This is a genomic window from Streptomyces wedmorensis, from assembly GCF_000716445.1.
GTDB lineage: Bacteria > Actinomycetota > Actinomycetes > Streptomycetales > Streptomycetaceae > Streptomyces > Streptomyces wedmorensis.
In genome coordinates this window covers 78,497-92,501 of record NZ_JNWK01000025.1, presented here as the reverse complement: position 1 = coordinate 92,501, position 14,005 = coordinate 78,497, and the positions used below count along the sequence as shown (strand labels likewise).

Below are 14,005 nucleotides of genomic sequence, written 5' to 3'. Positions count from 1 at the left end.
GCCGTTCCCACTCGGCATCCGTCAGATCACCCCGCCCCATGCCCACAGCAACGACTCGGGCACGGAGTAGTCACATGATCGACCGGACAAGTCCTAGTCGTACGCCGCAGGCCTCCGCGCTCCCCGCGGATTCTTCGCGGCCGTACCCCTCGGACGAGAGGTACGGCCGCGACAGGCCTGTGACGGAACAAGATCGTGGATCCGTCCCCCACCGCCGTTACGATGCGCTGGCGCGAGGCCCCGACCTGCCCCGCGCTTCGAACCGGGGGGTATGGACGTGCGCTTCGCGCTGCTCGGACCGTTGTCGGCCACGGACGATCGGGGGGACGAGCGCGCGCCGCGCCCGCCCCTGCCCAGAGCCCTGCTCGCGGCGCTCCTGCTGGCACCCGATCGCGTCGTCACGTTGGACCGCCTGGCGGGGATGCTCTGGGACGGACGCCCGCCCGCCAGTGCCCGCGCGTCCCTGCACAACCACGTGACCCGGCTGCGCCGTTCCCTCGGCGACCCGACACGGATCCTCAGCAGGGACCGCGGCTTCGTCCTGCGCGTCGAGGACGGGGAACTCGACGCCGACCGCCTCGTCGGCGCCCTCGACGAGGCGCGCCGGGCCCGGCACGCCGAGGACTGGGAGCACGTCTCACGCGTGACGGAGGCGGCGCTGGCACTGTGGCGCGGCACACCCCTCGAGGAGTTCCCGGCCCTCGCGGCCGAAGCAGCCTCCGACCTCACCCGGTGGCAGGAGACACGACTCCAGTGCCTCGAACTCCGGGCGGAAGCGGTCGTGCGACTGGGCAGCCACGAGGAGTTCCTGCCCGAACTGAGGCGGGCCGCAGCCGAGTTCCCGCTGCGCGAGTCCTTCCACACCCACCTCATCCTGATGCTGCACCACACCGGCCGCCGCGCCGAGGCACTGGAGACGTACCACGAACTGCGCCGCTCACTCGTCGATGCCCTCGGTGTCGAGCCCGGCCCCGGCGCGCGTGCGGCCTTCCAGCAGGTACTGGACGACGACAGCGCCCCCGTCGAGCAGCCGGGCCGCCCGGTGACCGGCTCCGCGGCCGTCCCCAGGGCCCTGCCGCGCGACCCGGTCGCCTTCACCGGTCGCGAGGCGCAGATCAGTGCCCTCCTCACCGACCTGCGCGCGGGAGCGGACGGCGGGCCGGGACCGGTGGACCTCCACACCGTGGACGGGATGCCCGGGGTCGGCAAGACCGCCTTCGCCCTGCGCGTCGCCCACCACGTGGGCGCGTACTACCCGGACGGCCAGATCTTCCTCCCCCTGCACGCCCACACCGTCGGCACCCCGCCCGTCGCCCCCGAGGACGCCTTGGCCGAGCTGCTCCTCGCCGTCGGCGAGAGCCCCCACCGCGTGCCGGACGGGCTCGCCGCACGCGCGGGCCTGTGGCGGAGCCGGGTCGCGGGGCGCCGGATGGTCATCCTGCTGGACGACGCCTCGGGCTCCGACCAGGTGGAACCGCTGCTGCCCGGTACGGCGGGCTCGCTGGTCCTCGTCACCAGCCGGCGCCGCCTGGAGGCGCTCACCGGCGCCACACCGATCACCCTGGGCGTGCTGGCCGAGGACGACGCGATACGGCTGCTCATCACCCGGTCCGGCCGGCCGGACATCACACCCGACGACCCCGCGGTCGCCCGGCTGGCACACCTCTGCGGCCACCTGCCGCTGGCGCTCAACCTCGTCTCCGCCCGGCTGCGCCACCGGCGGAGCTGGTCCCCCGCGGACATCGCCGAGGACCTCGGGACGGCGGCCGGCCGGCTCGCCGCCCTCGCCTCCGAGAACGTGTCGGTCGCCGCCGCGTTCGACCTGTCGTACCGGGCGCTGTCATCGCCCTCCCGCACCCTGCTGTGCCGGCTCGGGTTACTGCCCGGACGCGACGTCGACGTCCGCGCCGCCGCCGCGCTGCACGGCTCCGACCCCGGCACCGCCCGCCGCCTGCTGGAGGAACTCTGCGACCACAGCCTGGTCGACGAGCCCTCGCGCGGGCGCTACCAGATGCACGACCTCGTACGCGAGTACGCCCGGACCCTGGCGCTCGCCGACGGCCCCGCCGACGCGGACACGGCCGTGCGGCGCCTCCTTGACCACTACCTCCACGCGGCGTCGGACGCGGGTGCCGGAATCGCCCGGCACGCGGTGCATCCGCCCGAGCTGACGGCCGAACGCCCCACGACACTGCCCGAGTTCGCCGACGCGGGCGAGGCGACGGCATGGATGCGCGCCGAACACGCCAACCTCCGCGCCGCCGTCGAACACGCCTCCCGCCACGGTCTCCACGAGGCTGCCGTGTACCTCCCTGCCGCGATGCACGACTTCCTGCGGGCCGACGGCCACTGGGGCGAGGCCCAGGACCTGCACCGGATCGCCCTCGCGGCCGCCGGGGCCGCCGGCGACGAGCTCGGTCAAGCCCTCTCCCTGCACCACCTCGCCATCGTCGACTCGCTCAAGGGCTCCTACGAACAAGCGGAGTCCGGGCTGCTCCAGGCGCTGCTTCTGGTCCGCTCGCGCGGCGACCGCCGACGCGAGGGCATGATGATGCACGACCTCGGCCGGGTGTTCCGGTTCACCGGCCGGTACGAGGAGGCCACCGACGCGCTGCGGCAGTCCCTGGAGTGCTTCGCCGGCACCGGCGACCGGCGGGACGAGGGGCTGGTCCGCAACGAACTCGGCCATGTGCTGCAACTCGCCGGCCGCTACCCCGAGGCCGCGGAAAGCGTCGGCCTGGCCCTGGCGTCGTTCCGGGACACCGGAGACCGGCTCGGTCTCGCGAACTCCCTCGCCACCCTCGCCGACATCCTCAGATCCCTGGGCCGGTACGCGGAATCCATGACCCACCACCGTCAGGCCCTGTCCCTGTACGGCGAGTTGGGCAACGTCCTGGGGGAGGCGAACGTCCTCGCCGACCTCGGCGACGTGCTGCGGCTCACCGGCGCGTACGAAGAAGCGAAGGGCCATCTGACCGAATCGGTGCGGAAGCACGACCAGATCGGAAGCCGGCTCGGTGTGGCGAACTCCTTGACGTACCTCGCCCGGGTCCACTTCCGGTGCGGCGAGATCGAGGAGGCGGAGCACTGCCTCCGCCGCTCCCTCGCCATCTGCGAGCAGGTCAACAGCGCGATGGGACGCGCCTACACGAAGCTGCACCTCGCCGAGGCCGCCCACCTCCGCGGCGCGCACGACCAGGCCCGGGACGAGGCCGAGCACTGCCTCGCCGCCTTCCGCGACCTCGGCGACCTCGGCGGCGAGGTGGCCGCCCTGCACGTCCACGGCTCCGCGCTGCTGGCCGCGGGCCTCCCGGAGCAGGCCGCCGCGCGGCACCGCGAATCGCTCGTCCTGGCGGGAACGATCCAGGCGCTGTACGAGGAGCTGCTCGCCCATCAGGGGATCGCGGACTGCCTCGTCGCCCTGGGCAGGCACGCCCTGGCCGTCCCCCACCTGCGGACCGCCCTGGACATCGCCGAACGACTACGCGTCCCCGAGGCCGACGCCCTCCGACGGCGCCTGGCCACGGACCCCACCCCTGCCGACACCACCACCCGCACCCCGGCCCGCCGCTGACGAACCCCGGAACCCCGGAACCCCCGAACCGACCCGACACCGCCCCGGGCCGGCATGCCCAGGCCCCTCCCAGGGCCCGGGGGGTCTTGTACCGGTCCCACCCGCGGACGGGCTCCAGCGTGTTCTCAGTGCGGCGCCGGGGCCCGGAGCCGAGCCGTCCGTCCCCGGCCCTCCGGCAGACCGGTCAGCCGCAGGCCAGCTCCGCCGCCCGTTCCGCGCAGCCCCAGGCCACCGTCACCCCGGCGCCCCCGTGCCCGTAGTGGTGCACGAGGCGGCCACCGCCCGACAGGGGCACCGCCTCGATCCGCACCCCGCCCACCCGGGCCGGCCGCAGCCCCACCCGGTGTCCGAGCACCCGCGCCCCCGCGATCTCCGGCCGCACCCGCGCGCACCGCGCGACGATCGCGGCCGCCGTCGCCGGATCGGGTTCGAGGCGCTCGTCGCCCTCCTCGGCCGTGCCGCCGAGCACCAGGCGCCCCGGCTGCGGGAAGAAGTACGTCGTCTCGTGCGAAGCGGCGTCCGCCGCGGTGAACCACTCCTCGACACCGGGGTTCTCCACCAGGACCAACTGCCCCCGCACCGGTCGCAGTCCGGCATCGGGCACGAGCTCGCGCGCCGCCGCCCCGGTGCAGTCGACGACCACGCCCGCCCGCGCCGCCGCCTCTTCGAAGCCGGTCACCGCACGCCGCTCGAAGACCCCGCCGGCCGCCTCGAACCGACCCCGGAGCCAGGCCAGATGGACCGGCATGTCGATCAGCGGAAGCCGGGCCGCAAGCCCCACGCCGTACGGCCCGGGAACCTCCTCGGGAGCCAGTCGGCGGAGGCCCGGCACCTCCTTCGCCCAGGACCCCAGGCCGTCCAGGACGGTGTCCGCGTGGACCCCCGGCACCCACCGCACCCCCGTCCGCTCCGGATCGGCGGCCAACTCCCCGTACACGCGCAGCGAGGCGAGTGCCCAGGCCCCCGCCTCGGCCTCCGGCTCGATCCGGTACGGCCACCACAGCGCGCCCGCCACCGCCGAGGTCGTCGCCGTGACGTCGTCCCGGGACCAGACCCGTACCCGGAGCCCGCGCTCCGCCAGCGTCACCGCCGTCGTCAGGCCGATGACCCCGCCGCCCACCACGATCACGTCGCTCTCCATGGCCCGGACCGTACCGGGACCGGGACATTTCCGGGACGGGGCGGCCACGGAACGCCGGAAGACTCGAGTCATGCCGGTCCCGTACGCATCCCTCGACCTCGTCCCCGCCGCCCCCGCGGGCGGCGCGTCCGCTCCGCTCCGTGACTTCCTCGTCGACGGCAGGGCGCTGCTCCACCGGCTCGACGAGGTCGACGGCGTCGACGCCGTCTCGCCGCTCGCGGCGGACCTCCCGCCCACCGTCCGCGCCGAGCACGCCGAACGCCTCCTCCTGGCCGACGGCACCCGCCGGGTGATCCACTCCTGCCCGGACTGCGACGACCCCGGCTGCGGAGCCGTCACCGCCGTCGTCGAGCGCTCCGGCGACGACGTCGTCTGGCGCGACCTCGCCTGGCAGACCGGCCCCACCGTCGACCCGGCACGGGACGTCTACCCGGGCATCGGCCCGTACCGTTTCCACGGCCCCGCCTACCGCGCCGTCCTCCACCGCCTGCGCGCCGAGCCCCCCGGCGTCCCGGCCGCCGGCCCCACCGGCGGCACCACCCCGGGCAGCCGCCCCGGCACGGCACCCGCCTCGGCGAGCTCCCTTCCGCTCGCACCCCCGCGCGCGGCGTGACCGCGAAGCGTGACCCCGTGGCACCCGCCCCGACGGCGTCGCCCGGCGTGCACGCCCGGACGGCTTCGCCCGGACGGCTTTGCCCAGCGACCTGACCGGACGGCCTCGCCCGGCGGTACGACCGGACGGCCTCGGGCGGCGTGCACGCCCGGACGGCTTCGCCCAGCGACCTGACCGGACGGCCTCGCCCGGCGGTGTGACCGGGTGGTCCGAGGAGGTGCCGCGACCGCGCGGCACGCCCGGGTGGGCGTCCCCGTAAGATTCGTCCCCTGATGACTGCAACCCTCGTCGCCAAGGACCTCGCCGCCGGCCACGGCGAACGCACCCTCTTCGCCGGGCTCGACCTGGTCGTCGCCCCCGGCGACGTCATCGGCCTCGTCGGCGTCAACGGCGCCGGCAAGTCGACGCTGCTCCGGCTGCTGGCAGGCCTGGACACCCCGGAGGAGGGCGAGCTGCGGCTCTCCCCGCCCACCGCGTCCGTCGGGCACCTCCCGCAGGAGCCGGAGCGGCGCGCGGGCGAGACCGTGCGCGAGTTCCTCGCCCGGCGCACCGGCGTGGCCGCCGCCCAGGAGGCCATGGACGAGGCCACCCAGGGCCTCGTCGACGGCACCCCGGGCGCCGACGACGCGTACTCCGTCACGCTGGAGCGCTGGCTGAACCTCGGCGGCGCCGACCTCGACGAGCGCGCCGACGAGGTCGCGGACTCCCTCGGCCTCACCGTCGGCCTCGACCAGCCGATGACCTCGCTCTCCGGCGGCCAGGCGGCCCGCGCGGGTCTCGCCTCGTTGCTCCTCTCGCGCTACGACGTCTTCCTGCTCGACGAGCCCACCAACGACCTGGACCTGGACGGCCTGGAGCGCCTGGAGACGTTCGTGAAGGGGCTGCGCGCCGGCACGGTCGTCATCAGCCACGACCGCGAGTTCCTCACCCGCACCGTCACCAAGGTCCTGGAACTGGACCTGGCCCAGCAGCAGATCACCCTGTACGGCGGCGGTTACGACGCCTACCTCGACGAGCGGGACACCGCCCGGCGCCACGCGCGCGAGGACTACGACGAGTACGCGGGCAAGAAGGCCGCCCTGGAGGCGCGCGGCCACATGCAGCGCTCCTGGATGACCCAGGGCGTCAAGAACGCCCGCCGCAAGGCCACCGACGGCGACAAGCTCGGCCGCAACGCGCGCAGCGAGGCCAGCGAGAAGCAGGCGGCGAAGGCCCGGCAGACCCAGCGCATGATCGAACGCCTCGACGTCGTCGAGGAGCCCCGCAAGGAGTGGGAGCTCCGCATGGAGATCGCCTCGGCGCCGCGCTCCGGCTCGGTTGTGGCGACCCTGCGCGAGGCAGAGGTGCGTCGCGGCGACTTCTCCTTCGGTCCCGTCACCCTCCAGATCGACTGGGCCGACCGCGTGGCCGTCACCGGTGCCAACGGCGCCGGCAAGTCGACCCTGCTCGCCGCCCTGCTCGGCCGCCTCCCGCTGGACTCCGGCGACACGGTGCTCGGCTCGGGCGTCGTCGTCGGCGAGGTCGACCAGGCCCGCAAGCTGTTCCACGGCACCGAGACCCTCCTGGAGGCGTTCTGCGCGGCGGTGCCCGACACCGAGCCCGCCGACGTCCGGACGCTGCTCGCCAAGTTCGGCCTCAAGGCCGAGCACGTGCTGCGGCCCGCGACGACGCTCTCCCCGGGCGAGCGGACCCGCGCCGCGCTCGCCCTGCTCCAGGGCCGGGGCGTGAACCTGCTCGTCCTCGACGAGCCGACCAACCACCTCGACCTGCCGGCCATCGAGCAGCTGGAGTCCGCCCTCGACTCGTACACGGGCACCCTGCTCCTGGTCACCCACGACCGGCGCATGCTGGACGCGGTCCGCACCACCCGGCGCATCGAGGTCGCCGGCGGCAAGGTGACCGAGCTCTGATGACCGTCTGCCGCGGACGGGGCCCGCGATGACGGTCTCCTTCGGCTGGGGGCCCGTCGAGGCCAGGGCCCTCGCCCCGGCGGCCGCCTGCGTGGTCGTGGTCGACGTGCTGTCGTTCACCACCGCCGTGGGCGTCGCCGTCGAGGCCGGCACGGCCGTCCACCCCTACCGGTGGCGGGACGCCACGGCCGCCGCGTACGCGTCCCGCGTGGGGGCGACCCTCGCCGTCGGCCGCCGCGAGGCGACCCCCGAGCACCCGTGGACGCTCTCCCCGGCGGCCCTGCGCGCCGCCCCGGCACCCGCCCGTCTGGTCCTGCCGTCCCCGAACGGCTCCACCATCGCGGCCGAGGCCGGCGCCGCGACCGTCGTCGCCGCCTCCCTGCGCAACCACACCGCCGTCGCCCGCTGGCTCACGGACCGCGGGTACGGCACGGCCGACCGCCCGCTCGCGGTCATCGCCTCCGGCGAGCGGTGGCCCGACGGCTCGCTGCGCCCGGCGCTCGAGGATCTGCTGGGCGCGGGAGCGGTGCTCTCCGCTCTCGTGGGCAGGGGCCCACTGAGCCCGGAGGCGGCCGCGGCGGCCACGCTGTGGTCGGCGACGGAGGACCCGGTCGCCGCCTTGCACGGCTGTGACTCGGGCCGTGAACTGTACGAGTACGGCTATCCGCAGGACGTGGCCGTGGCCGCCGAGACCGACAGCTCGACGACCGTCCCCGTCCTGATGGACGGCGCTTTCCAGGAGGCAGCAGCATGACCGACCTACTGACCCGGCTGACCGAGATGCTGGACGATCTCGACGCGGACGTCGACGAGACCATCGACCTCGCCGACGAGATCGCCGCCTCGGGCGACGCGGGCCTCCTGCCGCGCCTCCAGTCGGAGCTGGACCGCGCCCTCACGGAACGGAACGCCTACGCCCGCGAGCTCCTCGGCGGCGTCCTCGCCGCCATCGGCGGCCCGGAGGCCCTGCCGGCCCTGGTCCGCGCCTCGGCCGTCGACCTCGGAGACGACCAGGACGGCCTGGCGGCCGAGATCGTCGAACTCGTGCAGGCCGACCCGAAGGCGGCCCGCGCACTGCTCCAGCCGCTCACCCAGGACGACGACCTGTCCGTCGCCCACCGCGCCGACTGGGCGATGCGCTTCCTGCCCTGACCCGCCATACCCCACACGGCCGAGGCCGCGCCCCGACGGGGGCGCGGCCTCGGCCGTTCTGCGGAGCGTACGGGGGCGGCGCGTACGGCCCGGCACCGGGCCGCCCTGAACGCCTGGCCGTCCGGATGCTCCGGGCCGCCTGGCGGGGTGAACCGCCTGGCCGTCCGGATGCTCCGGGCCGCCTGGCGGGGTGAACCGCCTGGCCGTCCGGATGCTCCGGGCCGCCTGACGGGGTGAACGCCGAGCCGCCCAGCCTCCGACCGGCCCGGCCGTCCAGCCGCCTAGCGGCGCTTGCCGCCGCCCTCGCCGAGGAGGCCGGCCTTGCGCAGGGCGTCCGCCATGGCGCTGTTGCCGGGCGCCGGGGCCGCCGACCGGTCCCGGCCGCCGCCGCGCTCCGTACGGTCGCCGCGGTCGTTGCGGTCGCCGCGCTCGGACCGGCGACCGCCGCCGCCCTGACGCTGCTGCGGCGGCCGGCCGGAGCGCTCGCCCCGCTCGCGCTTGGGCGCGCCGCCGGCCGCGTCCGCGCCGGGCTCGTCGTCGAGGCGCAGGGTCAGCGAGATGCGCTTGCGGGGGATGTCGATGTCGAGGACCTTCACCTTGACGACGTCGCCGGGCTTCACCACGTCGCGCGGGTCCTTGACGAAGTTCTTCGACATCGCCGAGACGTGCACCAGACCGTCCTGGTGGACGCCGATGTCCACGAACGCGCCGAAGGCCGCCACGTTCGTGACGACGCCCTCCAGGACCATCCCGGACGCGAGGTCGCCGATCTTCTCGACGCCGTCCTTGAAGGTGGCCGTCTTGAACGCGGGTCGCGGGTCGCGGCCCGGCTTCTCCAGCTCGCGCAGGATGTCGGTCACGGTCGGCAGACCGAAGGCCCCGTCGACGAAGTCGTCCGCGCGCAGCGAGCGCAGCCGACCGGTGTCGCCGATCAGCGCCGCGACCTCGCCGCCCGTCGCCTTCACCATCCTGCGCACCACCGGGTACGCCTCCGGGTGCACCGACGACGCGTCGAGCGGGTCGTCGCCGCCCCGGATGCGGAGGAAGCCCGCGCACTGCTCGTACGCCTTCGGGCCGAGCCTGGCCACGTCCTTGAGCGCCTTGCGGGAGCGGAACGGACCGTTGGCGTCCCGGTGCGCCACGATGTTCTCGGCGAGGCCGCCGCTGATGCCGGAGACCCGCGAAAGCAGCGGCGCGGAAGCGGTGTTGACGTCGACGCCGACGCCGTTCACACAGTCCTCGACCACGGCGTCGAGGGAGCGCGAGAGCTTCACTTCGGCCAGGTCGTGCTGGTACTGGCCGACGCCGATGGACTTCGGGTCGATCTTCACCAGCTCCGCGAGCGGGTCCTGGAGCCGCCGGGCGATGGAGACGGCGCCGCGCAACGACACGTCGAGGTCGGGGAGTTCCTGTGAGGCGAAGGCGGAGGCCGAGTAGACCGAGGCGCCGGCCTCCGAGACCATCACCTTGGTCAGCTTCAACTCGGGGTGCTTGGAGAGGAGTTCACCGGCGAGCTTGTCGGTCTCGCGGGAGGCGGTGCCGTTGCCGATCGCGACGAGCTCGACCGCGTGCTCCTTCGCCAGGCGGGCCAGCCGGTCGAGCGCCTGGTCCCACTTGTTGGCGGGGACGTGCGGGTAGATCGTGTCGGTGGCCACCACCTTGCCCGTGGCGTCGACCACGGCGACCTTCACGCCGGTACGGAAACCGGGGTCGAGGCCGAGCGTCGCCCGGGTGCCGGCCGGCGCCGCGAGCAGCAGGTCGCGCAGGTTCGCCGCGAAGACGCGGACCGCCTCGTCCTCGGCCGCCGTGCGCAGCCGCAGCCGCAGGTCGATCCCGAGGTGGACGAGGATGCGGGTCCGCCAGGCCCAGCGGACCGTGTCCTGGAGCCACTTGTCGCCGGGGCGACCGCGGTCGGCGACGCCGAAGCGGCCCGCGACGATGCCCTCGTACGAGGACGGGCCGGGCAGTTCCGACGGCTCCTCCGGCTCCAGGTCCAGGCTGAGCACGTCCTCCTTCTCGCCCCGCAGCATGGCGAGCACGCGGTGCGAGGGCAGCGCCGTGAACGGCTCGGCGAAGTCGAAGTAGTCGGCGAACTTCGCACCGGCCTCCTCCTGCCCGTCCCGCACCTTCGCGACGAGCCGGCCGCGGCCCCACATGCGTTCGCGCAGCTCGCCGATGAGGTCGGCGTCCTCGGAGAACTTCTCGGCGAGGATCGCCCGCGCGCCCTCCAGGGCGGCGGCGGCGTCCGCGACGCCCTTGTCCCCGTCCACGAAGGCCGCGGCGGCGGCCGCCGGCTCGACCGAGGGGTCGGCGAGCAGTCCCTCCGCCAGCGGTTCGAGACCGGCCTCGCGGGCGATCTGGGCCTTCGTCCGGCGCTTCGGCTTGAAGGGCAGGTAGATGTCCTCCAGGCGCGCCTTGGTGTCGGCCGCCCGGATGCCGGCCTCCAGCTCCGGCGTCAGCTTGCCCTGCTCGCGTACCGAGTCGAGGATCGCCGTCCGGCGGTCCTCCAGCTCGCGCAGGTAGCGCAGCCGCTCCTCGAGCGTGCGCAGCTGCGCGTCGTCGAGCATCTCGGTCGCTTCCTTGCGGTAGCGCGCGATGAACGGCACGGTCGAACCGCCGTCGAGGAGCTCGACGGCTGCCTTCACCTGTCGCTCGCGTACGCCGAGCTCCTCGGCGATCCTTGCTTCGATGGACGTCGTCACTGTGTCCCGACTCGCCTTCTCGTGCCTCAAGCTTGCGAGTGCATTGTGCCGGGTCGGTCACCCGGACGCGGCAACCGACCCGTCCCGGCGGTTCGCCCGACCCGGCGTCACCCCTTGCCGCCGAGGTCCGCCGGGAAGGCGCCGGCGGCGGCCGCGGTGAACAGGAAGCCGCGTCCCAGCTCGGTCAGGCGCTCGACGCCGGCCGCGCCGAGGTGCTCGTACGGGGCGGAGTCCAGCCGGTCGGTGTGCTCCTCCAACTCGGCGCGGAGGGCGGTGCCCGACTCCGTCAGTTCGCCGTCGGCGTCGAGCAGCCCGCGCTCGCGCAGCCGCTCCGCCGCCGCGTCCCAGTCGGCGCGCCGCCAGCCGCGGGAGCCGAGGACCCAGCGCGGGGCCATGCCCTTGCCGGTGGCGGTGTGCGAGACGAGGGCCTCGACGGGGTCGAGCCCGGCGGAGAGCAGCGCCGTGAGGTGGCCGTCGCCCCGGTGCTCGCGCAGCAGGGTGGCGGCGTGCCAGTAGGCGAGGTGGGGCTCCTCGGGCACCGGGAGGTCCGCGTGGGCGGAGTACAGCGGCCGGGCGTGCCGGGTGCAGGCCTCGGTGGCGCGCAGCGCGAGCCCGGCCGCCTCGGCCATCTCGGGGGAGGCGACGGCGTCGTCGCCGAGCAGCCGGCGCAGGGTCGCGTCGGCGGTCCGCAGCCGTGCGTCCAGGACCTCGGCGGGGGAGGCGGTCTCCCAGACGGCGGGCAGGTGCCGGGCGAGCAGGTCGTGGCTGTAGTTGTAGAAGGTCGCGGCGACCGTGCCCGCGCCCACCGCGCCGAGGGCGGCGCTCCGTGCGGCGAGCCGCATCGCGCTCGCGTCGGTGAAGCCGAGGGCGGTGAACTCGCGGTCCAGGTCGGGCGAGAAGTAGAGCGTGGAGTGCAGCGGGTTGAGGGCGTTGTGGCAGCGGCGTCCCGCGCGCGGGGGCAGAGCAGTCGTCATGGAACCGAAGGTTACCGACTGGTCGGTACGACGGGAACCGGTCCATCGCGCCCGCCCGCGGCGATGGCAGAAAAGGTGGGTTGCCCGTCGTTGCGGACGCGCCGGCCGGCGCGAAGGATGGGGGCATGACGCAGCGACCCGTCCTCGTCGTCCTCTTCGACGACGTGCAGAGCCTCGACGTCACCGGCCCCGTCGAGGTGTTCGCCGGTGCCGGCCGCGCCGCCGGCGACCCGGACGCCTACCCGATCCGGACCGCCTCCTTGGACGGCGGCCCGGTCCGTACGCACAGCGGACTGCGCCTGCTCCCCGACACCACCCTCGACGAGGCGCTCGCCGACGGCCCGCCGCACACCCTCGTCGTCCCCGGCGGCGAGGGCACCCGGGCACCCGACCCGGCCCTGATCGACTGGCTGCGCGAGCACGCCCCGCGCGCCGGACGCCTGGTCTCCGTCTGCACCGGCGCCCTGCTCCTCGCCGAGGCCGGGCTGCTCGACGGGCACCGGGCCACGACCCACTGGATCGCCTGCGACCACCTCGCCCGCCGCTACCCCGGCGTCGACGTCGACCCGGACCCGATCTTCGTACGCGACGGACGGCTCGCCACCTCCGCCGGCGTCACCGCCGGCATCGACCTGGCCCTCGCACTGGTCGAGGAGGACCTCGGCCGGGACGTGGCCCTCACCGTCGCCCGCCACCTGGTCGTCTTCCTGCGCCGCCCCGGCAACCAGGCCCAGTTCAGCGCCCAGCTGTCCGCCCAGACCGCCCGCCGCGAGCCGCTGCGCGACCTCCAGCACTGGATCACCGAGCATCCCGAAGCGGACCTCTCCGTCGAGGCGCTCGCCGCCCGCGCCCGGCTCTCGCCCCGCCACTTCGCCCGCGCCTTCCACGCGGAGACCGGCACCCCGCCCGGCCGCTACGTCGACCGGGTCCGGCTCGAACACGCCCGCCGCCTCCTGGAGGAGACCTCGCGCGGCGTCGAGGAGGTCGCCCGCGCCTCCGGTTACGGCACCCCGGAGGCCATGCGCCGCGCCTTCCTCAGGGCCCTCGGCACCGGCCCGGCGGAGTACCGCCGCCGCTTCCACGCGGTTCTGCCCTGACCGTCCTCCTACGCCGTCGCCCTCCTGCGCCGTCGTCGGCCTCCGCCGTCGTCGGGCTCTCCCGTGGTCGACCGCGCGCCGTCCGGAAGCGATCCCTTCGTGGGGCGACCCTTCGCCCGTGGATCCGTGGTCGCCCGGTCCGCCATCGACCGTTCCGCCAACCGATCAAGGAATGAAGGAACCGACATGCAGATCGCCGTTCTGCTCTACGACCGCTTCACGACCCTGGACGCCGTCGGGCCGTACGAGCTCCTCGCCCGTCTTCCCGGAGCCGAGACCGTCTTCGTCGCCAAGGAGGCGGGGCCTGTCCGCAATGACCAGGGCAGCCTGGCGCTCGTAGCGGACAAGGCCCTCGGCGAGGTCCCGCGCCCGGACATCGTCCTGGTGCCCGGCGGACCCGACGCGCGGGTCGCCATGAACGACCCGGAGATCCTCGACTGGCTCCGTGCCGCCGACGCCACCAGCACCTGGACCACGTCGGTCTGCACCGGTTCGCTGATCCTGGCCGCCGCGGGGCTGCTCAAGGACCGCCGGGCGACCACCCACTGGCTCGCCTTCGACGAACTGCGGGCCCAGGGGGTCGAGCCGACCGGTGAGCGGGTCGTCTTCGACGGCAAGTACGTCACGGCGGCCGGCGTCTCCTCCGGCATCGACATGGCGCTGCACCTGCTCGGCCGCGTCGCCGGCGACGAGGTCGCCCAGACGATCCAGCTGCTGACCGAGTACGACCCGCAGCCGCCCTACGACGCGGGCTCCCCGGAGAAGGCCCCGGCCGCGATCGTGGCGCACTGGCGGGGCACCGCCACCCAGGACCTCGTCAAGGAGGGCTGAGGCCTCCCGGA

General features: G+C 74.8%; 10 protein-coding genes. 7 read left to right on the top strand and 3 right to left on the bottom strand.

What is annotated here, in order from left to right:
- Positions 1-271 precede the first annotated feature (271 nt).
- On the top strand, positions 272-3,574 hold the full coding sequence (locus OO54_RS20995; protein ID WP_051787056.1) for an AfsR/SARP family transcriptional regulator: 3,303 nt from the start codon (positions 272-274) through the stop codon (positions 3,572-3,574).
- A 184-nt stretch (positions 3,575-3,758) separates the two neighbouring features.
- On the opposite strand, the gene OO54_RS20990 is transcribed toward OO54_RS20995, so the two are convergent.
- Positions 3,759-4,715 (bottom strand): NAD(P)/FAD-dependent oxidoreductase, encoded by a 957-nt coding sequence (locus OO54_RS20990; protein ID WP_033205137.1) that lies wholly within the window; start codon positions 4,713-4,715, stop codon positions 3,759-3,761.
- Between the two features lie 70 nt (positions 4,716-4,785).
- Here OO54_RS20990 and OO54_RS20985 point away from each other — a divergent pair, with 70 nt between their 5' ends.
- The 4 genes from OO54_RS20985 (at position 4,786) to OO54_RS20970 (ending at position 8,390) form a co-directional block, all read left to right on the top strand.
- A complete protein-coding gene (locus OO54_RS20985; protein WP_051787055.1) occupies positions 4,786-5,328 on the top strand; it encodes a hypothetical protein in 543 nt (180 codons plus the stop codon).
- A gap of 272 nt (positions 5,329-5,600) precedes the next feature.
- Positions 5,601-7,238 carry an ABC-F family ATP-binding cassette domain-containing protein gene (locus tag OO54_RS20980; protein WP_033205136.1) on the top strand — a complete coding sequence of 546 codons (1,638 nt, stop codon included), beginning with the start codon at positions 5,601-5,603 and terminating at the stop codon, positions 7,236-7,238.
- 28 nt (positions 7,239-7,266) lie between these two features.
- On the top strand, positions 7,267-7,992 hold the full coding sequence (locus tag OO54_RS20975) for a 2-phosphosulfolactate phosphatase (RefSeq protein ID WP_033205135.1): 726 nt from the start codon (positions 7,267-7,269) through the stop codon (positions 7,990-7,992).
- Complete coding sequence (locus tag OO54_RS20970) at positions 7,989-8,390, top strand: hypothetical protein (protein ID WP_033205134.1); 402 nt, start codon at positions 7,989-7,991, stop codon at positions 8,388-8,390. Before OO54_RS20975 ends, OO54_RS20970 begins: the two co-directional genes overlap by 4 nt.
- Before the next feature lie 281 nt (positions 8,391-8,671).
- On the opposite strand, the gene OO54_RS20965 is transcribed toward OO54_RS20970, so the two are convergent.
- Positions 8,672-11,092 (bottom strand): Tex family protein, encoded by a 2,421-nt coding sequence (locus tag OO54_RS20965; protein ID WP_033205131.1) that lies wholly within the window; start codon positions 11,090-11,092, stop codon positions 8,672-8,674.
- Between the two features lie 107 nt (positions 11,093-11,199).
- On the bottom strand, positions 11,200-12,066 hold the full coding sequence (locus OO54_RS20960) for an SCO6745 family protein (RefSeq protein ID WP_033205130.1): 867 nt from the start codon (positions 12,064-12,066) through the stop codon (positions 11,200-11,202).
- 125 nt (positions 12,067-12,191) lie between these two features.
- Here OO54_RS20960 and OO54_RS20955 point away from each other — a divergent pair, with 125 nt between their 5' ends.
- Both OO54_RS20955 and OO54_RS20950 read left to right on the top strand, forming a co-directional pair.
- On the top strand, positions 12,192-13,163 hold the full coding sequence (locus OO54_RS20955) for a GlxA family transcriptional regulator (RefSeq protein WP_033205128.1): 972 nt from the start codon (positions 12,192-12,194) through the stop codon (positions 13,161-13,163).
- A gap of 186 nt (positions 13,164-13,349) precedes the next feature.
- Positions 13,350-13,994: a DJ-1/PfpI family protein gene (locus tag OO54_RS20950; RefSeq protein WP_033205127.1), complete on the top strand. Its 645-nt coding sequence runs from the start codon at positions 13,350-13,352 to the stop codon at positions 13,992-13,994.
- Positions 13,995-14,005: the final 11 nt, after the last annotated feature.